The organism is Streptomyces sp. NPDC096324 (genome assembly GCF_044763015.1).
GTDB lineage: Bacteria > Actinomycetota > Actinomycetes > Streptomycetales > Streptomycetaceae > Streptomyces.
In genome coordinates this window covers 593107-614110 of the sequence record NZ_JBIWFK010000003.1, presented here as the reverse complement: position 1 = coordinate 614110, position 21004 = coordinate 593107, and the positions used below count along the sequence as shown (strand labels likewise).

At 72.7% G+C, this 21004-nt stretch carries 19 protein-coding genes; 2 read left to right on the top strand and 17 right to left on the bottom strand.

The features are described 5' to 3' along the window. Positions 1-24: 24 nt before the first annotated feature. Positions 25-378 carry a cytidine deaminase gene (locus tag ACIQ7M_RS10030; protein WP_355764421.1) on the bottom strand — a complete coding sequence of 118 codons (354 nt, stop codon included), beginning with the start codon at positions 376-378 and terminating at the stop codon, positions 25-27. Between the two features lie 43 nt (positions 379-421). Beyond that, positions 422-1243 carry a helix-turn-helix transcriptional regulator gene (locus ACIQ7M_RS10025; RefSeq protein ID WP_386977616.1) on the bottom strand — a complete coding sequence of 274 codons (822 nt, stop codon included), beginning with the start codon at positions 1241-1243 and terminating at the stop codon, positions 422-424. A 141-nt stretch (positions 1244-1384) separates the two neighbouring features. Between ACIQ7M_RS10025 and ACIQ7M_RS10020 the strand changes: the two genes are divergently transcribed. Next, positions 1385-2917 (top strand): MFS transporter, encoded by a 1533-nt coding sequence (locus ACIQ7M_RS10020; RefSeq protein WP_403641909.1) that lies wholly within the window; start codon positions 1385-1387, stop codon positions 2915-2917. Between the two features lie 44 nt (positions 2918-2961). Here the strand turns inward: ACIQ7M_RS10020 and ACIQ7M_RS10015 are convergent, their stop codons facing one another. The 5 genes from ACIQ7M_RS10015 to ACIQ7M_RS09995 form a co-directional block, all read right to left on the bottom strand. Further along, on the bottom strand, positions 2962-3321 hold the full coding sequence (locus tag ACIQ7M_RS10015; protein WP_355764430.1) for an MmcQ/YjbR family DNA-binding protein: 360 nt from the start codon (positions 3319-3321) through the stop codon (positions 2962-2964). Further along, a complete protein-coding gene (locus ACIQ7M_RS10010; RefSeq protein WP_355764433.1) occupies positions 3318-4622 on the bottom strand; it encodes a hemolysin family protein in 1305 nt (434 codons plus the stop codon). The genes ACIQ7M_RS10015 and ACIQ7M_RS10010 overlap by 4 nt, the downstream gene beginning before the upstream one ends. Further along, positions 4619-5116 (bottom strand): rRNA maturation RNase YbeY, encoded by a 498-nt coding sequence (gene ybeY / locus ACIQ7M_RS10005; RefSeq protein ID WP_326787904.1) that lies wholly within the window; start codon positions 5114-5116, stop codon positions 4619-4621. The genes ACIQ7M_RS10010 and ybeY overlap by 4 nt, the downstream gene beginning before the upstream one ends. Before the next feature lie 12 nt (positions 5117-5128). Then, positions 5129-6187, bottom strand: coding sequence for a PhoH family protein (locus tag ACIQ7M_RS10000; protein WP_355764486.1), 1059 nt, complete (start codon positions 6185-6187; stop codon positions 5129-5131). A 176-nt stretch (positions 6188-6363) separates the two neighbouring features. Beyond that, positions 6364-7467 (bottom strand): carbohydrate kinase family protein, encoded by a 1104-nt coding sequence (locus ACIQ7M_RS09995; protein ID WP_386977467.1) that lies wholly within the window; start codon positions 7465-7467, stop codon positions 6364-6366. Between the two features lie 880 nt (positions 7468-8347). Here ACIQ7M_RS09995 and ACIQ7M_RS09990 point away from each other — a divergent pair. Beyond that, positions 8348-9673: an MFS transporter gene (locus ACIQ7M_RS09990; RefSeq protein ID WP_403641902.1), complete on the top strand. Its 1326-nt coding sequence runs from the start codon at positions 8348-8350 to the stop codon at positions 9671-9673. An 83-nt stretch (positions 9674-9756) separates the two neighbouring features. Here the strand turns inward: ACIQ7M_RS09990 and ACIQ7M_RS09985 are convergent, their stop codons facing one another. From ACIQ7M_RS09985 to hrcA, 10 genes are all read right to left on the bottom strand, one after another. Further along, positions 9757-10749 (bottom strand): adenosine deaminase, encoded by a 993-nt coding sequence (locus tag ACIQ7M_RS09985; protein ID WP_403641899.1) that lies wholly within the window; start codon positions 10747-10749, stop codon positions 9757-9759. A gap of 187 nt (positions 10750-10936) precedes the next feature. Continuing rightward, complete coding sequence (locus tag ACIQ7M_RS09980; protein WP_355764551.1) at positions 10937-11842, bottom strand: ribonuclease Z; 906 nt, start codon at positions 11840-11842, stop codon at positions 10937-10939. Positions 11843-11848: 6 nt separating this feature from the next. Next, entirely contained in the window at positions 11849-12226 is a 378-nt protein-coding gene (locus tag ACIQ7M_RS09975) for a histidine triad nucleotide-binding protein (protein WP_403641896.1), read from the bottom strand. Between the two features lie 101 nt (positions 12227-12327). Beyond that, positions 12328-15540 (bottom strand): S41 family peptidase, encoded by a 3213-nt coding sequence (locus tag ACIQ7M_RS09970; RefSeq protein WP_403641893.1) that lies wholly within the window; start codon positions 15538-15540, stop codon positions 12328-12330. Positions 15541-15613: 73 nt separating this feature from the next. Next, complete coding sequence (locus tag ACIQ7M_RS09965) at positions 15614-16171, bottom strand: hypothetical protein (RefSeq protein ID WP_386977455.1); 558 nt, start codon at positions 16169-16171, stop codon at positions 15614-15616. 145 nt (positions 16172-16316) lie between these two features. Continuing rightward, positions 16317-16709: a VOC family protein gene (locus ACIQ7M_RS09960; RefSeq protein ID WP_386977452.1), complete on the bottom strand. Its 393-nt coding sequence runs from the start codon at positions 16707-16709 to the stop codon at positions 16317-16319. Between the two features lie 49 nt (positions 16710-16758). Then, entirely contained in the window at positions 16759-17508 is a 750-nt protein-coding gene (locus ACIQ7M_RS09955; protein ID WP_403641889.1) for a 16S rRNA (uracil(1498)-N(3))-methyltransferase, read from the bottom strand. After that, positions 17505-18599 carry a nitronate monooxygenase gene (locus tag ACIQ7M_RS09950; RefSeq protein WP_403641886.1) on the bottom strand — a complete coding sequence of 365 codons (1095 nt, stop codon included), beginning with the start codon at positions 18597-18599 and terminating at the stop codon, positions 17505-17507. Before ACIQ7M_RS09950 ends, ACIQ7M_RS09955 begins: the two co-directional genes overlap by 4 nt. A gap of 109 nt (positions 18600-18708) precedes the next feature. Then, positions 18709-19845: a molecular chaperone DnaJ gene (gene dnaJ / locus ACIQ7M_RS09945; RefSeq protein WP_355764535.1), complete on the bottom strand. Its 1137-nt coding sequence runs from the start codon at positions 19843-19845 to the stop codon at positions 18709-18711. After that, a complete protein-coding gene (gene hrcA, locus ACIQ7M_RS09940; RefSeq protein WP_355764533.1) occupies positions 19846-20862 on the bottom strand; it encodes a heat-inducible transcriptional repressor HrcA in 1017 nt (338 codons plus the stop codon). It abuts the gene before it with no gap. Positions 20863-21004 lie beyond the last annotated feature (142 nt).

Here is a 21004-nt window from a genome sequence, read left to right as displayed (position 1 = left end):
GTTCCCCCCGGGGCGATGTCATGTTCAGCCGGCGGTGACCGTCGTGTGCACGGCGCCGTCGAGCCCGGCCAGCAGCACCGGTGTGGCGGGCCCGCCGAGATCCCGTACGGCCGCGCGGTCCGCGTCGGTGACGGCGGCGGCCTCGGACACCACGGCCGCCGCCTCCAGGGACTTCGCCCCGGACGCCACGGCCATCGCCACGGCCGTCCGCAGGGCGCTCAGCCGCAGGGACTCCAGCTCCACGGTCCCGGCGACGTAGGTACGTCCCGTCTCGTCGCGTACGGCCGCGCCCTCGGGCACACCGTTGCGGGCCCGCGCGGAACGGGCCAGGGTGACGATCTTGCGGTCCTCGGGGTCGAGCGCGCTGCTGTCGGTCATGACCAGAGCATACGAAGTGCCGGCGCCGTCCTCCGCCGACGGGTCACCCGGCCACCGGGTACATCGAGCCGCGGCGGCCCTCGGGCGAGGCGAGCCACTCCAGCTTCGCGGCCGTGTTCTCCTCCGGGAGCGGGGTGTGCAGCACGATCGTGAGGTCGGGCCTGACGGGCACCTTCATCGCGGTGGACTCGACGGCGAGCAGTCCCACGAGGGGATGGTCGAGCTCCTTGCGGATCTGCCCGGCGTCCTCGATGTCCCGCCGCTCCCACAGTTCCGCGAACTCGGGGCTGGCCGCGGTCAGTTCGGCCAGCAGTTCACGGAATCCCTCGTCGTCGGGGGCCGCGGCGCACGAGGCGCGGAACTGGGCCACGACGGTCTGGGCGTTGGTCTCCCAGGTGCGGGAACGGCCGCGGTAGAGCGGGTCGGTGAAGAAGTCGACGACGCAGTTCTGGGTGTTCTCCGGACGCATGCCGAGGACCACCGCGGCGGCGTCGTTGTACAGCACGCAGTTGTAGTAGGGGTCCATGATGTGCGCCGGATACGGCATCCACGTGTCGATCAGCCGCCGCAGCCCGTCGCACATGTCCCGGTTGCCCGGGGCGACTTCGGGCGCGGGCGGGTTCAGCCCGGCCAGCGTGTACAGATGGCGCCGCTCGGTGTTGCTGAGCCGCAGCACGCGGGCGACGGAGTCCAGGACCTGCGGCGACACGGAGATGTCCCGCCCCTGTTCCAGCCACTGGTACCAGGAGGCGCCCACACCGGCGAGGACGGCGACCTCCTCGCGGCGCAGCCCCGGTGTGCGCCGGCGGGCTCCGCCGCCCGGGAGCCCGGCCTCGGCCGGTGACACCCGCGCCCGGCGGCTCATGAGGAACTCGCGCAGTTCCGGGCGTCGTTGGGTCTTCGGCGCGTCCTCCGTCACGTGTCTCCCCCTTCGGTGACTGGTGGTGCGGCCACCAGCATAAGTTCCGGCTCCCCACGGATATTCCGGCCGCCGCAAGCTCTGACCATGACCACGGAGACCACCACCGAGTCCACCACCCGCACCCCCGGCACCGCCACGCCGGGCATCGATCCGTCCACCACGAACGGCCCCCGGGCCGACACCTCCACCGCTTCCCCCGCCCGCGCGAAGGACGGGAGGCCACCGCGCCCGGACCGGCTGTCGGGCCGCGACGCGCTCGTGCTCTTCGTGCTGTGCGCCGCCCAGTTCATGGTGGCGCTGGACTTCTCGGTCCTGAACGTGGCACTGCCCGTGCTCGGCCGGGACCTCGGCATGAGCCCGTCGGCGCTCCAGTGGGCGGTCACCGCCTTCGCGCTGCCGTCCGGCGGCTTCCTGCTCCTCTTCGGCCGGATCGGTGACCTGTTCGGCCGCCGGCGGCTCTTCCTCGCCGGGCTGACCGTGTTCGGGGCGGCCTCGCTCCTCGCGACCCTCGCCTGGGACCCGGCGTCGTTCCTGGCCGGACGGGCCCTGCAAGGACTCGCCGCGGCGGCGATCGTGCCGACCGGCATGTCGCTGCTGACCACGACCTTCCCCGAGGGCCCCGCCCGGGACCGCGCGCTCGGCATCTCCGGCACCCTCCTGTCGCTCGGCTTCACGGTCGGCATGGTGGCGGGCGGTGTCCTGACCGACGTGCTGGGCTGGCGCTCGACGATGGGGCTGCTGTCGCTGTTCGCGCTGGTCGTGCTGCCGCTCGCCACCGGTCTGCTGCCCGCGTCCGGCCCGCGGCACACGGGCACCACCGACCGCCCCCGCCTGGACGTCCCCGGCGCGGTCACCGTCACCGGCGGCCTGCTGGCCCTGATCTACGCGCTGTCGACGGCGGCGGACCGCGGTTTCGGCGGGGCGGACGTCGTCACGACACTCGTCGCGGGTGTGCTGCTGCTCGTCGCCTTCGTCCGGATCGAGTCCCGCGCCGACGCACCGCTCGTCAGCCTGCGGATGCTGCGCCGCCCCACGGTGGCGTGGGGCAATCTGGGCGGCCTGGTCACCTTCTCGATGATGTCGACGGTCGTCTTCGTGCTGACCCTGTACCTCCAGGAGACGCTCGGCCTCTCGGCCTTCGAGACCGGTCTGGTCTTCGGCGCGCAGGGTCTGCTGTCGGCCGTCGCCGGGATGTACGCGCCGAAGGTCATCGGCCGCTTCGGCGCCCGGCGCACGCTGGCCGCCTCGCTCGCCGGCCAGGGCCTGTTCGTGGCGGGGATGCTGCTGCTGAACGCGCACACCTGGTCGGTCTGGATCGCCGGCGCCGGGGTGTCGCTGGCCAGCATGTGCCACCTGGGCGCGATCATCTCGTACGGCCTGACCGTCACCTCGGGCGTCCCCGACGAGGAGCAGGGCCTGGCCACGGGTCTGGTGACCTCCACCCAGCAGGTGGGCATCACCGTCGGCATCCCGCTCCTCGGCGTCCTCGCGACCACCTCCGGCGACCTGCTGAGCGGAGTGCACACGGTCCTCGCGCTGGACGCGGCGATCGTGCTCGGAGCGGCGGCGCTGGTCGCGGTGGGACTCGGGCGGCGGGGCGCGGCGCGCGCCCGCTGAGGCGCGGCGCCGGACCGTCCCGGGCCAGGTGCGGTCGGCCCCGGTCAGGGGCGGTCGAGGCGCAGGCGCTCGGCGCGCGGCAGACCGGCCACGACGAGATCGTACGAATCCTCGACGAGCTCCCGGACCAGGCGGTCCGGGAGCTCGCCGTCGACGGTCACCGTGTTCCAGTGCCGCTTGTTCATGTGATAGCCGGGGACGATCAGTCCCGGGTGCTGCTCGCGCAGCCGGAGCGCGTCGTCCGGGTCGCACTTCAGGTTGACCGTGAGCGGGCGTCCGTCCAGGTGCGTCAGCGCGAAGAGCTTGCCCAGCACCTTGAACACCGAGGTCTCGGGGTTGAAGGGGAAGTCCTCGACAGTGGCGTTGAAGGACAGACAGAACGCGCGCAGCTCCTGCGGGGTCACTCCGGCTTCTCCTCCCGAGGGGGCCCGGCCGGGCCGACGGGCTCGACGAGCACGGTGACGATCTTGTTCCGGCGGCCGGCGGCGGCCTCGGCGGTGAGCCGCAGCTCGCGCCCGTCGGGCAGTTCGACCCCCGACGAGGCACCGGCGATGGGTACCCGTCCCAGGGCCTTGGCGAGCAGCCCGCCGACGGTCTCCACGTCCTCGTCGTCGTAGGCCTCGAAGCCGTACAGCTCACCGAGGTCGCCGATGTCGAGGCGGGCCGTCACCCGGAAGCGGTCGTCGCCGAGTTCCTGGACGGGCGGCAGCTCGCGGTCGTACTCGTCGGTGATCTCGCCGACGATCTCCTCGAGGATGTCCTCGATGGTGACGATGCCGGCGGTGCCGCCGTACTCGTCGATGACGACGGCGACGTGGTTGCGCTCCTGCTGCATCTCGCGCAGCAGATCTCCGGCGTTCTTGGTGTCGGGCACGAACGTGGCGGGCCGCATGGCCGTGGACACCAGCTCGGACTCGGCGTCCCGGCTGATGTGCGTCTTGCGGGCCAGGTCCTTGAGATAGACGATCCCGACGATGTCGTCCTCGTTCTCGCCCGTGACGGGTATGCGGGAGAAACCGGAGCGCAGCGCCAGGGTGAGGGCCTGCCGGATGGTCTTGTAGCGCTCGATGACGACGAGGTCGGTGCGGGGCACCATGACCTCGCGCACGAGGGTGTCGCCGAGCTCGAAGACGGAGTGCACCATGCGGCGCTCCTCGTCCTCGATGAGCGACTCCTTCTCGGCGAGGTCGACCATCGCCCGCAGTTCCGCCTCGGAGGCGAACGGGCCGCGCCTGAAGCCCTTGCCGGGGGTGAGCGCGTTGCCGATCAGGATCAGCAGCGGCGGGATCGGCCCCATGATCCGGGCGAGCGGCAGCAGGACGTACGCCGCCGCGGTCGCGGTGTTCAGCGGGTGCTGGCGGCCGATGGTGCGCGGCGAGACACCGACCGCGACGTACGACACGAGGACCATGACGGTGATGGCGACGGCCAGCGCCTGCCAGGTCTTGTCGAACTCCTTGAGGCAGGCGAAGACGACGAGCGCGGCGGCCGCCATCTCGCAGACCACGCGGACCAGCAGCGCCACGTTCAGATAGCGCGTCGGGTCCGCGGTGACCTGCGCGAGCTTGGCGCTGCCGCGCCGGCCGCCGCGGACCGCCTCCTCGGCGCGGAAGCTGGAGACCCGCGCGAGGCCCGCCTCCGCGCAGGCGGCGAGCCAGGCAACGACGACCAGGACGATGGCACCGACGACAAGCTGAGGACTCATGACACGGTCGGGGCCGGAGACGGTCCCGTGATGCCCTTCTCCGCGCGCCAGCCGTCCACGATGGCAGCCTGCAGGCCGAACATCTCGGCCTTCTCGTCGGCTTCCTCGTGGTCGTAGCCGAGGAGGTGCAGCACGCCGTGGACGGTGAGGAGCTGGAGCTCCTCGTCCATGGAGTGCTGCGTCGGGGCGTCCTTGCCCTGCTGCTCGGCGACCTCGGGGCAGAGCACGATGTCGCCGAGCAGTCCCTGCGGCGGCTCGTCGTCGTCCTTCGACGGCGGGCGCAGTTCGTCCATCGGGAAGGACATGACGTCCGTCGGTCCCGGCAGATCCATCCACTGGATGTGGAGCTGCTCCATGGCGTCGGTGTCCACGACGATCACCGAGAGCTCGGAGAGCGGGTGGATGCGCATCCGTGCGAGCGCGTAGCGGGCGATGTCGAGGATCGCCTGCTCGTCGACCTCGGTTCCGGACTCGTTGTTGACGTCGATCGACATGGCGGTGCTGGTCTACTTCCCCTTGTGGCCCCGGCTCTTGTGGGAGCCGTTCTCGGTGCCGTTCTCGCTGTCGTACTTCTCGTACGCGTCGACGATACGGCCGACCAGCTTGTGCCGGACGACATCCTGGGACGTGAGCCGCGAGAAGTGCACGTCGTCGAGGCCCTCCAGGATGTCCTGGACCTGGCGCAGACCCGACTTCGTACCGCTCGGGAGGTCGACCTGCGTCACGTCACCCGTGATCACGATCTTCGAGTCGAAGCCGAGGCGGGTGAGGAACATCTTCATCTGTTCGGGGCTCGTGTTCTGGGCCTCGTCCAGGATGATGAAGGCGTCGTTGAGGGTGCGGCCACGCATGTACGCGAGCGGCGCGACCTCGATCGTGCCCGCGGCCATCAGGCGCGGGATCGAGTCCGGGTCGAGCATGTCGTGCAGCGCGTCGTACAGCGGGCGCAGGTAGGGGTCGATCTTCTCGTAGAGCGTGCCGGGCAGGAAGCCGAGACGCTCGCCGGCCTCGACCGCCGGACGGGTCAGGATGATCCGGTTGACCTGCTTGGACTGGAGCGCCTGGACGGCCTTCGCCATGGCGAGGTACGTCTTGCCCGTACCGGCGGGGCCGATGCCGAACACGATCGTGTGCTTGTCGATGGCGTCGACGTAGCGCTTCTGGTTGAGCGTCTTGGGGCGGATGGTGCGGCCTCGCGAGGACAGGATGTTCTGCGTGAGCACCTCGGCCGGAGTCTCCTGGCCGTCGCCCTCCCCGTTCTCGCTCGCCCTGAGCATGGCGATCGAGCGTTCCACTGCGTCCTCCGTCATGGGCTGCCCCGTGCGGAGCACCAGCATCATCTCGTCGAACAGGCGCTGGACGAGCGCGACTTCACCGGCGTCGCCCACCGCGCTGATCTCGTTTCCCCGGACGTGGATGTCGGCCGCCGGGAAGGCCTTCTCGATCACGCGCAGCAGGGCGTCTCCGGAACCCAGAACGGTCACCATGGGGTGCTTGGCCGGGACGGTGAAGTGCGCGCGCGCCTGCCCCTGTGCGGGGCCCTGAGCTATGGGTGTCTGAGTCATGGGCCGGCTCTGTAGGCCTGCGTATCCTCCTCGGTCGGCACGCTTGCCACACGGGCAGCCTTGCGGTTCCCAGCGTACGTCGCGGCGTACACGGACCCGTAGGGCTTTTCCCGCGGTGACGAGGTCGTGACCTGAGGAGGCCCCTCGGCCCCTCCGACTCTCAGGCCCTCGGCCCCTCAGACCGAGCGGCCGAAGCCGATCGTCGGTACCGCACGGCGCAGCGGCCAGGGGCGGGTGACCTCGGGGAGCAGGCCCTCCAGGAAGGCGTACCGGCTCAGGGCCGCCGGGTCCTGGTCGGCGACCGAGTGGACCCGGCGCCACCAGGCGGCGATCTCCGACCAGCCGGGTGCCGACAGCGATCCGCCGAACTCCTGGACCGAGAGCGCGGCGGTCAGCCCGGCGAAGGCGAGCCGGTCGGCGAGCGGCCAGCCGGCGAGGGTCCCGGTGACGAAACCGGCGACGAAGACGTCCCCGGCGCCGGTGGGGTCCAGTGCCTCGACGGCGATCGCCGGGACCTCGGCGCTCTCGCCGGAGCGCCCGTCCACGGCGTAGGCGCCCTCGGAGCCGAGGGTGACGACCGCCAGCGGCACGTGCTCGGCCAGGGCGTGCGCCGCCGCGCGGGGGGAGTGGGCGCCGGTGTAGCGCATGGCCTCCTCGGCGTTCGGCAGGAACGCCTCGCAGTGCGCCAGGTCGGCGAGGCCCGCCAGGTCCCAGCGGCCGGTGTCGTCCCAGCCGACGTCCGCGAAGATCCGGGTGCCCCGGCTCGCGGCCTGCTCGATCCAGGGCGCGCGGACCCCGGGGGTCAGCGAGGCGACGGCGGCCCGCGCGTGCGGCGGGAAGTCCGGCGCGGGCTCCTCCAGGGGTGCCTCGTGCCCATGGCTGACCATGGTCCGCTCGCCCTCGTACGCCATCGACACGGTGACCGGCGAGTGCCAGCCCGGCACGGTCCGCGACGGCGTGAGGTCGATGTGCTCGCCCTGTTCCAGGGCGTCCCAGCAGTACTCGCCGTAGTGGTCGTCGCCGAAGGCGGCGGCGAGGGAGGTCCGCAGGCCGAGACGGGCGAGGGCGGTGGCCATGTTCGCGACGCCGCCGGGGCTCGATCCCATGCCCCGCGCCCAGGACTCGGTGCCCCGCACGGGGGCGGAGTCGAGCCCGGTGAAGATGATGTCCAGGAAGACCGTGCCCGTCAGGTAGACGTCCCAGGGCGGGTCGTCGGCCGTGCGCAGCGCGGCGAGCGGGTCGACATGGGCCTGACGGAACGGCCCCTCGCCGTTGATCACGGTGCGCTCCCTGGAGGGTGGTACGGATCTGGCCAGTGTGCACCACACCGCCCGCCCGGGCCCGTGGTCACCGCCGTGACACCAGCGGTCCACGAGCCGCGCGATGCCCACCCCACCCGACCCCCACCCACCCCGCGTCCAGAACCACCCGGCCCGATGCGGGACCCGCACGTCGCGGGCCTTCCCACGTCCGGGACACACCTCCGGCCCTGCCCCGTCCTGTGTCCGGGGGCAGCCGACCCGCATGCGGGACCGCCCGCCGCCAACCCGGGAAGCACCCCGCCCGGGGCCATGGCCCGGCCCTTGTCCGGAACCGCCCGGCCCTCATCCGTCCCGCGTCGGAGGCAGCCGGCCCGCATACGGGACCGGCCCGCCGCCAACCCGACAAGCTCCCCGCCCGGCCATGGCCCGGCCCTTGTCCGGAACCGCTTGGCTCCATGAGGGACCCGCCCGTCGTCGGCCCGTCCCGCGTCCGGGAACCCGCACCTCTCTGCCCACGGCGGGCACCCGCTCCAGCCCACGACCGGGGCCCGCCCGGCCGACATCCGGGTGCCGCTCCAGCCCAGGGCCGGAGTCCGCTCCCGCCCGTGCCCGGAGCCCGCTCCCACCCCGTTCACCTGCGTGGTTCGCTCCGGTGGCCGTCCTCGCGTGCGGCGGCGGGACAGGTCCGGCGGCCGGGTTCGCCCTCCGCTCGGCGGCCGAAAGGGCGCGCAAGTACCCCGGGCGCGCCACCGCAAACAAAGAGTGCCCCAGATCACACTGTTACGCCTTTTTCGCGGACCCCCCACCTTGATACAAATTGCCCGCGCGTTCCTGTCCGTCGACAGCCGCCCCTCCCCCCTCTCTTCTTGAGCCGCTCTCGCACGCCCTGGGAACGCCCGTGTCCGCCCGCACCGCCACGCCCTGGCCCCTCGTCGCCCTTTTCACGGCCGGGTACCTCGCCGCGTATCTCCTCCCCACCACCGTCGGCCGCCTCGACGCGGGGCTCCCGCTGACGGCCACCCAGGCCGGAGCCGTCGGCAGTGTCCTGCTGCTGAGCTCGGCCTCGGCCGGCTTCCTGCTCGCCTCCCGCGTCGACCGTTTCGGCCCGCGCGCGCTGGCCCGCGCCGGGCTGCTCCTCGCGGCCGCCGGCTACGGCACCGCCGCGCTCTCGACGGCCGTCCCCCTGGTGGTCGCCGGCGCGGTCGTCGGCGGCTTCGGCTCCGGTGCGGCCACCACGGTCGCCGCGACCGGGATCGCCGGCCGGCCCGATCCCCACCGGGTCACCACCCTGGGCCTGTTCGGCGTCTCCGGCCTCGCGGGCACCCTCTATCTGACCATCCCCCACCTCGGCCCGGGGCACGGCTACCCGCTCGCCGCGATCGCCTGCACCGCGCTGCTCGCGCTGTCCCTGACGGGCCGCCTTCACGCCCGCACCCCGGCCGACCGCGCCCGGCGCGCCACCGGCCCGCTCCCGCACCGCCGTTCCGGACTGCTGCTCGCCGCCACGATGCTCTTCTGGTCCCTCGCGCAGAACTCCCTGTGGGGCGTGAGCGGCCGCATAGGCCTGACGCAGGCGGGGCTCACCGAGGTGAAGGTGGGCGCGGTCTTCGCGGTGGCGCTCGGCGCGGGGCTGCTCGGGACGATCGGCGCGGGCACCCTCGGCCCGCGGCTCGGCCGGGCGGTGCCGATCGGCCTGGGGACGGCGCTGATCGCCGGCTGCATCGCGCTGAGCGCGGCGGCCACCGATCTGACGTCCTTCGCGACGGGCGAGATCGCCTGGAACACGCTGTACCCGGTCGTGCTGTCGTACGTGATCGGCCTCGCCGCGTCCATGGACCCGCGCGGCCGGTGGGCGGTCCTCGTCGGTTCCGCCTCCTCGCTCGGCACGGCGTGCGGCCCGCTCACCGGCAGCCTGCTGTCCGAGCGGGCGGGCTACCCGGCCATGGGGGCGGTCCTGGCCGCCGGTCTGCTGATCGTCGCCGTCCCCATGACGCTCGTGGCCCTGCGCCCGAGCCGCGCCGGCCAGATCGTCGAGATCCCCGTCGTCGACATCCCCGTGCCGGAACTCCCCGTGGTGCAGGTCCCCCCGGCCGAGCTCCCCGCCATGGAGATCCCCGTCGTCGAGATCCCGCTGGACGGTGTGCCCGCCCAGCGGGGCGCGTACGGCACGGCGGGACCCCTGCACACGGCCGCCGCGCCCGCACCCGGTCCCGTGAGCGCCTGACTCCCGCGGGTGCCCGCCCGCCCCGAGGAGGGGAGGTGGGCGGGCACTCGACGGGCCCCGGGAACTCGTCCACGGAAACTCGTCTACGGGAACTCGTACGCCTCGACCTCGGCGATGTACCGGGCCCGCCGCTCCTCGTCGTGCTCCAGGAAGGACGCCTCGAACGAGTTGCGCGCCAGCTCCCGCAGCCGCTCCTCGCCGAGTCCGAGGGCCTCGCGCACGGCGCCGAAGTTGTCCCCGGCGTAGCCGCCGAAGTAGGCGGGGTCGTCGGAGTTGACCGTGCAGAGCAGCCCGGCGTCCATCATGGCGGGCAGCGGGTGCTCCGCCAGGACGTCCACGGCGCGCAGCCGTACGTTCGACAGCGGGCACAGCGTCAGCGGCACCCGCTCGCGGACCAGTCGCGCGACGAGCTCGGGGTCCTCCATGCAGCGCAGCCCGTGGTCGACTCGCTCGACCCCGAGGACGTCGAGGGCCTCGGTGATGTACGCGGGCGGCCCCTCCTCGCCGGCGTGCGCGACGCGCCGCAGCCCGAGCCCGGCGGCGGCCTCGTACACCGCGCGGAACTTGACCGGCGGGTGGCCGACCTCGGCCGAGTCGAGGCCGACGCCGGTGATCCGGTCGAGGTAGGGCTTCGCGGCCTCCAGGGTGTCCATGGCGGACTCCGCCGACTCGTCGCGCAGGAAGCACATGATGAGCTGGGTGGAGATGCCGTGGGTCTCCTCGCTGCGCCCGAGCGCCCGCCACAGCCCCTCGACGACCGTCCCCATCGGCACGCCCCGGGCGATGTGCGCCTGCGGGTCGAAGAAGATCTCCGCGTGCCGTACGCCCTGGGCGGCGGCGCGCGCGAGATAGGCGTCGGCCAGGTCGGCGAAGTCCGCCTCCGTCCGCAGGACGGCCATGAGCTCGTAGTACAGGTTCAGGAAGGTCTGGAGGTCGTCGAAGAGATACGCCTGGCGCAGCTCCTCGGTGTCCGCGTACGGCAGGGTGACGCCGTTGCGCGCGGCGAGCGCGAAGGCAAGCTCGGGTTCGAGGGTGCCTTCGATGTGCAGGTGCAGTTCAGCCTTGGGGAGGGACATCGAAGCATCGTACGGTTCCTCCCCCGACGTACCGAAAGCAGCGCCTTCCCGGCACCGGGGGTCCGGCCCCGCCCCGCCGCGTCCTCGCACCGGCGTCCCCGCCCGCGTCTCCGCGTCCTCGCACCGGCACCCGGCCCTCGCCGCCGTGCCGCGCACCGGACGTCCCGGCCCCGCGCCGCCCCGGTCCTCAGTGCCGCTTCGGGACCGGCACCCGCACCAGGTCGTGCGCCACCGTCAGCTCCCCGTCGAACCCCGCCGCGCGGGCCTCGTGCTCGAACGCCCCGGGGTCGGGGTAGCGCTGGCTGAAGTGGGTGAGCACGAGGTGCCGCACCCCGGCCTCCTTGGCCACCCGGCCCGCCTGCCCCGCCGTCAGATGCCCGTGGTCGGCGGCCAGTTGGTGGTCCCCGTCGAGGAAGGTCGACTCGATGACCAGCAGGTCGCAGCCCTCGGCGAGCGCGTCCACGCCCTCGCACAGGCGGGTGTCCATGACGAACGCGAACTTCTGTCCCCGCCGGACCTCGCTGACGTCGTCCAGCGTGACGCCCCGCAGCGTGCCCTCCCGTTGCAGGACCCCGACGTCGGGCCCCTTGATCCCGTGCTCCCTGAGCCGCTCCGGCAGCATCCGCCGCCCGTCCGGCTCGACCAGCCGGTACCCGAAGGACTCGACGGGGTGGGAGAGCCTGCGCGCCTCCAGGGTGTACGCGGGGGTCGTCGCGAGGACGCCGTCGTCCGCGACCGGCGCCTCGGTCAGCGGGACCGTCTCGCGGTAGGCGGTGGCGTACCGCAGCCGCTCGAAGAAGTGCTGCCCGGAGAGCGGGTAGTGCGCGGTCACCTCGTGCGGGACGCGGTCGAGGTTGATGCGCTGGATCACCCCGCCGAGGCCGAGCGCGTGGTCGCCGTGGAAGTGGGTGACGCAGATGCGGTGCAGGTCGTGCGCGGCGACCCCGGCACGCAGCATCTGGCGCTGGGTGCCCTCACCGGGGTCGAAGAGGAGACCCTCGCCGTCCCAGCGGAGCAGATAGCCGTTGTGGTTGCGGTGCCGGGTCGGGACCTGGCTGGCGGTGCCGAGGACCACCAGTTCGCGTGCGGACAAGGCCGGCTATCCCGGCGGCCACTGCATGCCACGGCCGCCCAGGAGGTGGGCGTGCGCGTGGAAGACGGTCTGGCCGGCGCCGCTGCCCGTGTTGAACACGACGCGGTAGCTCTCCAGCTTCTCCTCGGCCGCGACCTCGCCGGCCTCGCGCAGGACGTCCGCCGCGATCGCGGGCTCGGCGGCGGCCAGGGACGCGGCGTCGGGGTAGTGCGCCTTGGGGATGACCAGGATGTGGGTCGGTGCCTGCGGGTTGATGTCGCGGAACGCCACGGTCGTGTCGCTCTCGCGCACCAGCGTCGCCGGGATCTGCCCCGCCACGATCTTGCAGAACAGGCAGTCGTCCCGCGGTTCCCCGCCCGTGTCCCGCCTCGGCTCCTGCGCCATGCGTGTGCCTCCTCACGCCAGCCGATCATTACCTGGGCATGCTAGCGGCCCGGCGGGACGGACGGCTCGCACGCGACTCGCGCCGCCCGCCGGGCGACCGGTCACAGTGGTGGCAGCGTGGGCGCGGTCTTCGCCGGGGTCTCCTCCAGGGCGGCCAGCGCGATCCGGACCGCCTCGTCGAGCTGGGTGTCACGGCCGGCCGCGTGGTCCTGCGGCGCCTGGACGACCTCGACGTCGGGATCGACACCGTGGTTCTCGACGTTCCACTCGTACCCCTCCATCCAGAAGGCGTACTTGGGCTGGGTGACGCCGGTGCCGTCGACGAGGTGGTAACGGCTGTCGATGCCGATGACACCGCCCCAGGTGCGAGTGCCGACCACGGGCCCGATGCCGAGCGCCTTGATCGCCGCGTTGACGATGTCGCCGTCGGAGCCGGAGAACTCGTTGGCGACCGCGACGACGGGACCGCGCGGCGCGTCCTCCGGGTAGCTGTAGGGGCGCAGCCCGCGGGGCAGGTCCCAGCCGACGATCCGCCGGGCGAGCTTCTCCACGACGAGCTGGGAGGTGTGGCCGCCGCGGTTCTCGCGGACGTCCACGACCAGACCCTCACGGGCCACCTCGACCCGCAGATCCCGGTGGAGCTGCGCCCACCCGGCGCCGACCATGTCCGGCACGTGCAGATAGCCGAGGCGCCCGCCGGACCACTCGTGGACGTAGGCGCGCCGGTCGGCCACCCACGCGTGGTAGCGCAGCGGCTCCTCGTCGGCGAGCGGTACGACGACCGCGTGCCGCGGATCGCCGCCGCCGGAGGGCGAGATCGTCAGCTCGACGGGCTTGCCCGCGGTGCCGACGAGCAGGGGCGCGGGCCCGGCCACCGGGTCCACCGGCCGGCCGCCGACCGCGACGATCGCGTCCCCGGCGCGCACCGCGACGCCGGGCGCGGCGAGCGGGGCACGCGCCTCGGGGTCGGAGGTCTCCGAGGGGAGGATCCGGTCGATGCGCCAACTGCCGTCCTCGTGGCGGGAGATGTCCGCGCCGAGGAGCCCTTGGGCCCGGTCGCCGCCGCCCCATCCGCCGCGTGGGGAGACGTACGCGTGGGAGGTGCCGAGTTCGCCCTGGACCTCCCACAGCAGGTCGACGAGGTCGTCGTGGGTGGCGACCCGCTCCAGGACCGGCCGGTACCGGTCGAGGACGCCGTCCCAGTCGACACCGCCGAGGTCCGGGCGCCAGAAGTTGTCCCGCATGAGGCGGCCCGTCTCGTCGTACATCTGGCGCCACTCGGCGGCCGGGTCGACGTACTGGCGCACCCGTGACAGGTCGACGGTGATGTTCGTGTCGCTCTCGTCGTCGTTCGAGGCACGCCGGTCGCTGGGGACGACCTTGAGCTTTCCGTCGGTCCACAGCAGGACCCGCTTGCCGTCTCCGGTGACGGTGAAGTGGTCGGCGTCGGCGGCGAGATGCTCGATGCGCTGCTGGGCGAGGTCGTACCGCTCCAGTTCGGTCTTGGGGTCCGGGTCGTCCGGGGTGGCGCGGGAGGCGCCGAGGACGCCGCGCACGGGGTGGCGCAGCCACAGCAGTCCGTCCTTGGCGGCGCGCAGCGTGGAGTAGCGGGCGGCCTCGACGGGGAAGGGCACGATCCGGTCGGCGAGTCCGTCCAGGTCGATGCGGGTGCTGGGGGTGCCCTCGCTGTCGGGCGTCTCGTCCTTGTCGGGCGCCTCGAAGGGCCTGCCGTGCCGCTGGGGTCCGAAGGGCGACGGGGTCGTCGCGGCCAGGGTGATCAGATACGGCCGGGAGCCGCCGACGAAGGCCAGGTCGAAGACGTGCTCGTCGTAGACGGGGTCGAAGGCGCGGGCCGACAGGAAGGCGAGGTGCTTGCCGTCGAGGGTGAACGCCGGCGCGTAGTCCCGGAAGCGCAGCGGGGTCGCCTCGGTCACCGACAGGTCGGTGGTGTTGGCGAGCTTGAGCTGGCGCAGCGGGCGGGGGCCGGGGTGCGACCAGGCGAGCCAGGCGGAGTCGGGCGAGAAGACGAGTCCGGTGACGTCGCCGTCCTCGCTGCGGTCGACCTCGCGGACCTCGCCGCTCTCGCGCTCGACGAGCAGCACGCGCCCGTCGTGCGAGGCGACGGCGGCGCGGCTCCCGTCGGGCGCCATGGCGAGGCCGAGGACCCGGCCGAGCGCGCCGGCGGCGAGCCGTCGCGGGGTGGCGCCGGGGGCGACTCCGGTGGCGGGGGCGAATTCGAGGGCGTCGTCGCCCTCCGCGTCGGTCACCCACACGACGTGTTCCTCGCCCTCGGCGCGGAAGGTGCGGGGCAGCCGGGCGCGGACGCCGGGTTCGGCGGCGAGCGCGCGGGCCGGTCCCGAGCGGTGGGTGACCCAGTGGACGGCGCCGCGCACGGAGACCGCGCTGCCGCGTCCGGTGTGGTCGGGCGCGGCGGCGGAGAACCAGCGCGAGGCGCTCACGGGGTGCGGCTGCTGGTCGACGCGCTGGCCGCCGAGCCGGAGGTCGAGGCGGCGCGGCTCGGCGCCGTCGAGGCCGTCCAGGAGCCACAGTTCGCCGCCGGACGCGTACACCACACGGCTGCCGTCGGTGGCGGCGTGGCGGGCGTAGAAGGAGTCGAGGGGGGTGTGGCGGCTCAGGCCGGATCCGTCGGCGAGGGAGGAGTACAGGGCGCCGACGCCCTCGTGGTCGGAGAGGAACGCGATCCGCTCGCCGGCCCAGAAGGGGTATTCGATGTTGCCGTCGATGTCCTCGTGCAGCCGGACGAACTCTCCGTCGCCGTCCCGGTCGATCCACAGCTTGCCCGCCGTGCCGCCCCGGTACCGCTTCCACCATGCGGCCTCGCGGCCCATCGGGGCGGACAGCAGGACGACACCGTTCTCGCCGTGGGCGACGTCGCCGACGGGCCCGTACGGGAGGGTCGTCGCGGGGCCGCCGTCGAGCGGGACGGACCGGGCCCAGGTGCGGCGCAGGCTGGCCTGTCCCTGGGTGCTGAGGGCGAGGACCTGTCCGTCGGGGGTCCAGCCGCGCACCTGGGTCTTCACGCTGCCCCAGTAGGTCAGCCGTTTCGCGGGACCGCCGTCCAGGGAGGCCGCGTGGACCTCGGGGGCTCCGTCACGCGTCGACGTCCAGGCGACGGTCCTACCGTCCGGGGAGATGCGTGGATGGCTGACCGGGACGTTGTCGGCGCTGACCCGCCAGGCGCGGCCCCCGCCGTCGACCGGGGCGGCCCAGATGTCGTCCTCGGCTGTGAAGACGACCAACTCGCCGTGCAGATGTGGAAACCGGATGTACGCGGAGGCTGCGGAATCGGTCACCCGGTCACCCTATGCAGCCGCGTGTGGCCCGGGTAGAGGTTCGAATCACTTGATCGGCGTACGGTCCGGCAGGTCACTTGCCCTGCGAGGGCCAGCAGGTGGGGTCGCCCTTGCACCACATCGTCTTCGTCACGGTGACGGTGACGGTGGGGTTGGGCTGCCCGGGGTGGTAGGTGACCGGCGGGGTGGGTCCGGCACCGCAGTCGCCGAGGCCCTTGACGTGGAAGATCTGCTGTCCGCCGACGGTGGCGCGCAGATCTCCGCGTACACAGGCGCCGTTGACGGCGCGGGTGACCTTGCCCTTGACGGTGATGGCCCGGCCGTCACCGGTCTGGCCCTGGCAGTCGACGGTCGCCACGGTGTTCTCGCTCGGCGAGTGCGACTTCCCCGGCGTGTAGGCCTTGCCGGCGTTGCCCAGGCTCGCGGTGCAGGTGAGCCACCTGACGTCCACGTGCCGGTTCTTCAGCTCGCCGGTGGCCTTCTGGTCGGTCGTGTAGGCCACGGTCGCGGTGCTGAGTCCGTCCACGGGCTCGCACCCGGTCACGGCGAACACTCCGGCCGCTCCCAGCCCGACGGCCGTCAGGACCCGCCCGCGCCTCGTCCGGTGTCTGAAATACCTCGAAGCCCCCATGGACGGCAGCGTGCCACCGCGGGCCGACGCGCGGTAGACCGCATGCGGCCATCGGGGGCACAACCACCCGAAGGTGTTGCCCGGCGGGCCGGGGAGGCCATATGGTTCCCGCTTTCCTCGGCTGCGGACGGCTTCTGGCCGGCCGTCAGCCGAGCATCAGCAGCCACTCCTGGAGTTCCACCAGGTTGCCCTCGGGGTCCTTGAGGTGGGCGACGCGCATGCGGTCCGTCATGGGGGCCGGGCCGTGCAGGAGGTCCGCGCCGCGCGAGACGACCTGCTCGCAGTAGGTGTCGAGGTCGTCGACCCGCAGCACCACCAGCGACCGGTGTCCGGTCACGGCGTCGCCGAGTTCACCCAGTATTTCCGTCATCATGGCCCGGTCCTGGAGGGCGATGCCCGCGGACCCGGTGACCGGACTGAACTTCTCGTACGGTCCCTCGGCCGCGCCCGACTGGGGCTTGAGGCCGAGGACTTCGGAGTAGAAGCGGTAGCAGGTGGCGAAGTCGGAGACGAGCAGTCGTACCTGAGCGAGTTCCATGGCTCCTCGTTCGATGCGCGGATGTCAGGTCCTGCCGACGGCGGGCGGGTCAGGACCAGCGGCCGCTGCGGGCCAGCAGCAGCGCGGTCGCCACGGTCCCGGCCGTCGAGGTGCGCAGCACCGTGCGCCCCAGGTGGAAGGTCTTCGCGCCGGCCTCGGTGAAGAGGGCGACCTCGTCGGCGGAGATCCCGCCCTCGGGGCCGACCACCAGGACGATCTCACCGGAGGCGGGGAGCGCTGCGGTCGCGAAGGGCTCGGTGCCGAGGGCGGTGTCCTCGTGGAGCACGGCGGCGAGATCGGCTTTGGCGAGAAGTGCGGCAACCTGCTTGGTCGTCATCGCGTCCGCGACCTCCGGGAAGCGTGCCCGCCGGGACTGTTTGCCGGCCTCCCGGGCGGTGGCGCGCCACTTGCCGAGCGCCTTGAGACCCCGCTCGCCCTTCCACTGCGTGATGCAGCGGGAGGCGGCCCACGGGACGATCGCGTCGACGCCGGTCTCGGTCATGGTCTCGACGGCCACTTCGCCCCGGTCCCCCTTGGGCAGGGCCTGGACGACCGTGACGCGCGGCTCCCCGGGCGCCTCCTCGGTGACCGTGCCCATCCGCACGATCAGCCGGTCCTTGCCCTCCGTGCCGAGGACCACGCACTCCGCCCGGCGCCCGGCCCCGTCGGTGAGCACGACGTCCTCACCGGTGTGCAGCCGTTTCACGGAGACGGCGTGCCGTCCCTCGGGTCCGTCGAGGACGTGGCGTCCCTCTCCGTCCGTGTCGAAGTGCTCGACGAGGAACACCGGTGCCGTCATCGGGCCGCACCTTCTTCCGGGATCTCGGCGACGGCCGACAACGCTGTCTCGGCGGCCGCGATTTCTGCGTTCAGTACCTCCACGAGCTGCCCGGCGGGCAGGTCGCGGGCCATGCGGTGGCCCTGCCCCGCCCACAGTGCCATGCCCTGCGCGTCGCCCGCCTTGGCCGCCGCCTTGCGCAGCGGCACGGTGAGGTGGTGGACCTCGGGATAGGCGGCGGGGGCGTACGGGCCGTGCTCGCGCATGAAGCGGTTGGCCAGCGCCCGCGCCGGGCGTCCGGAGAAGGCGCGCGTGAGCTCCGTCCGTACGTAGAGGGGGTCGGTCAGCGCCTGCTTGTGGACGGCGCTCGCGCCGGACTCGGGGGTGGCGAGGAAGGCGGTGCCGAGCTGGGCCGCGTCCGCGCCCGCGGCGAGGACGGCGGCGATCTGGCTGCCGCGCATGATGCCGCCGGCCGCGACGACCGGGATCCCCACCCTCTCGCGGACCTGCGCGACCAGCGTGAGCAGGCCGACGCCCGTGCCGTCCGTCTCGGGGTTGTCCCGGTGGGTGCCCTGGTGTCCGCCGGCCTCGATGCCCTGCACGACGACCACGTCGGCGCCGGCCCGCTCCACACCGAGGGCTTCCTCGGCCGTGGTGGCGGTGACCAGCGTGAGGGTGCCGGCGCGCCGCAGCGACTCGAGCACCTCCGGCTTCGGGACGCCGAAGTGGAAGGAGACCGCCGCCACCGGGTTGTCGAGGAGGACGGCGAGTTTGGCGTCGTAGCCGTCGTCCCGGCCGCCGTCCGGGTCCCCGAGCTCGGTCTCGTACCAGGCGGCCTCGCCGGCGAGCTGGTGCGCGTACACCTCGACCGCGGCGGCGTCCGCGTGCTCGGGCTGCGGGAGGAACAGGTTGACGCCGAAGGGACGGCCGGTCAGCCCGCGCAGCTGCTTGATCTCCTGGTACATGCCGTCGGCGGTCTTGTACCCCGCCGCGAGGAAGCCGAGCCCGCCGGCCTCGGACACGGCGGCCGCGAGCTGCGGGACGGAGACTCCGCCCGCCATGGGGGCCTGCACGATCGGGTGAGGGAAGAGATCGGTCAGCGCGGTGGACATGACGGCATGTTGTCACGTCCCCCGGACAAGTCCGAATCCGGTCGCCCGGCCGGATACGGCCTCCGACGTGGAGGGCACGGGGCGCTTCGGGCCCCGTGCCCCACTTGGATCAGCGGCCGTTGAAGGCGTCCTTCAGCCGGGAGAAGAGCCCCTGCTGACCGGGCTGGAACTGACCGGTGGGCCGCTCCTCGCCACGCATCTGCGCCAGCTCGCGCAGCACCCGCTCCATCTCCGGGTCGAGCTTGGTCGGCGTCATGACCTCGACGTGCACGATGAGGTCGCCGCGGCCGCCGCCCCGCAGGTGCGTGACACCCCGGCCGTGCAGCGGGATCGACTGGCCGGACTGCGTGCCCGGGCGGATGTCGACCTCCTCCATGCCGTCGAGCGTCTCCAGCGGCACCTTGGTGCCGAGGGCCGCCGCGGTCATCGGAAGCGTGACCGTGCAGTGCAGGTCGTCGCCGCGTCGCTGGAACATCGAGTGCGGCAGTTCGTGGATCTCCACGTACAGGTCGCCGGCGGGACCGCCGCCGGGGCCGACCTCGCCCTCGCCCGCGAGCTGGATGCGGGTGCCGTTGTCCACACCGGCCGGGATCTTGACCGTGAGGGTGCGGCGGGAGCGGACCCGGCCGTCGCCCGCGCACTCGTGGCACGGGGTCGGGACGACGGTGCCGAAGCCCTGGCACTGCGGACACGGCCGCGAGGTCATGACCTGGCCCAGGAAGGACCGCGTCACCTGGGACACCTCGCCACGGCCGCGGCACATGTCACAGGTCTGCGCCGCGGTGCCGGGGGCCGCGCCCTCGCCGTTGCAGGTGCCGCAGACGACGGCCGTGTCGACCTGGATGTCCTTCGTGGTGCCGAAGGCCGCCTCGTCGAGCTCGATCTCCAGCCGGATCATGGCGTCCTGGCCCCGGCGGGTGCGCGAGCGCGGTCCGCGCTGCGACGCCGTGCCGAAGAACGCGTCCATGATGTCCGAGAAGTTCCCGAAGCCGCCCTGGCCGAAGCCACCGGCGCCACCGCCGCCCTGCTGGGACAGCGGGTCGCCGCCGAGGTCGTAGACCTGCTTCTTCTGCGGGTCCGACAACACCTCGTACGCGGCGTTGATCTCTTTGAACCGCTCCTGCGTCTTCGGATCGGGATTGACGTCCGGGTGCAGCTCGCGAGCGAGCCTCCGGAACGCCTTCTTGATCTCGTCCTGGGACGCGTCGCGGCGCACGCCGAGTACGGCGTAGTAGTCCGTGGCCACTTAAGACTCCGCCAGGATCTGTCCGACGTACCGTGCCACCGCTCGTACCGCTCCCATCGTTCCCGGGTAATCCATGCGGGTCGGGCCGACCACGCCGAGTTTGGCTACTGCCTCGCCGCCCGAACCGTAGCCGACGGAGACCACGGACGTGGAGTTGAGTCCCTCATACGCGTTCTCGTGCCCGATTCGCACGGTCATGCTCGAATCCCCGGCCTCTCCAAGCAACTTGAGGAGCACGACCTGCTCCTCCAGTGCTTCGAGCACCGGCCGGATGGTGAGAGGGAAGTCATGTCCGAATCGCGTGAGATTGGCGGTACCGCCGATCATCAGGCGCTCCTCGGTCTCCTCGACGAGTGTCTCCAGCAGGGTGGAGAGCACCGTCGAGACCGTACCCCGGTCCTCCGCCTCGAAGGCTTCCGGGAGGTCCTGGACGAGCTGCGGGACGTCCGCGAAGGGACGCCCCGCGACCCGGCTGTTGAGCCGGGCCCGCAGGTCCGCCAGCGACGTCTCACCGAACGGCGCCGGACAGTTGATCATGCGCTGTTCGACCCGGCCGGTGTCCGTGATCAGCACGAGCATCACCCGCGCGGGAGCCATCGACAGCAGCTCCACGTGGCGCACGGTCGAACGGGTCAGCGAGGGGTACTGCACGACGGCCACCTGCCGGGTGAGCTGCGCGAGCAGCCGCACGGTCCGGCCGACGACGTCGTCCAGGTCGACGGCGCCGTCCAGGAAGTTCTGGATGGCGCGGCGCTCGGGCGCGGTCATCGGCTTGACGCCCGCGAGCTTGTCGACGAAGAGGCGGTACCCCTTGTCCGTGGGGATGCGCCCGGCGCTGGTGTGCGGCTGGGCGATGTACCCCTCGTCCTCCAGGACCGCCATGTCGTTGCGGACGGTCGCCGGCGAGACGCCGAGACGGTGCCGCTCGGTGAGCGCCTTGGAACCGACCGGCTCCTCGGTGCCCACGTAGTCCTGGACGATGGCGCGCAGCACCTCGAGCCTGCGTTCACTGAGCATCGCGCACCTCCAGAAGTCGACTCGATGGTCTTCGTGGCCTTCGTGGCATTCGCCTGGCACTCAGCGCACGCGAGTGCCAACGTTCCCCGGCCCAGTGTACGGCGGTGAGGCACGCCCCGGGCAAGGGCGGGCCTGCGAGGTC

Coding starts and splice junctions, on each gene's coding strand:
- ACIQ7M_RS10030 (WP_355764421.1), bottom strand. CDS start 378: ATGACCGACAGCAGCGCGCTCGACCCCGAGGACCGCAAGATCGTCACC.
- ACIQ7M_RS10025 (WP_386977616.1), bottom strand. CDS start 1,243: ATGAGCCGCCGGGCGCGGGTGTCACCGGCCGAGGCCGGGCTCCCGGGC.
- ACIQ7M_RS10020 (WP_403641909.1), top strand. CDS start 1,385: ATGACCACGGAGACCACCACCGAGTCCACCACCCGCACCCCCGGCACC.
- ACIQ7M_RS10010 (WP_355764433.1), bottom strand. CDS start 4,622: ATGAGTCCTCAGCTTGTCGTCGGTGCCATCGTCCTGGTCGTCGTTGCC.
- ybeY (WP_326787904.1), bottom strand. CDS start 5,116: ATGTCGATCGACGTCAACAACGAGTCCGGAACCGAGGTCGACGAGCAG.
- ACIQ7M_RS10000 (WP_355764486.1), bottom strand. CDS start 6,187: ATGACTCAGACACCCATAGCTCAGGGCCCCGCACAGGGGCAGGCGCGC.
- ACIQ7M_RS09985 (WP_403641899.1), bottom strand. CDS start 10,749: ATGTCCCTCCCCAAGGCTGAACTGCACCTGCACATCGAAGGCACCCTC.
- ACIQ7M_RS09975 (WP_403641896.1), bottom strand. CDS start 12,226: ATGGCGCAGGAGCCGAGGCGGGACACGGGCGGGGAACCGCGGGACGAC.
- ACIQ7M_RS09965 (WP_386977455.1), bottom strand. CDS start 16,171: ATGGGGGCTTCGAGGTATTTCAGACACCGGACGAGGCGCGGGCGGGTC.
- ACIQ7M_RS09960 (WP_386977452.1), bottom strand. CDS start 16,709: ATGGAACTCGCTCAGGTACGACTGCTCGTCTCCGACTTCGCCACCTGC.
- ACIQ7M_RS09955 (WP_403641889.1), bottom strand. CDS start 17,508: ATGACGGCACCGGTGTTCCTCGTCGAGCACTTCGACACGGACGGAGAG.
- ACIQ7M_RS09950 (WP_403641886.1), bottom strand. CDS start 18,599: ATGTCCACCGCGCTGACCGATCTCTTCCCTCACCCGATCGTGCAGGCC.
- hrcA (WP_355764533.1), bottom strand. CDS start 20,862: ATGCTCAGTGAACGCAGGCTCGAGGTGCTGCGCGCCATCGTCCAGGAC.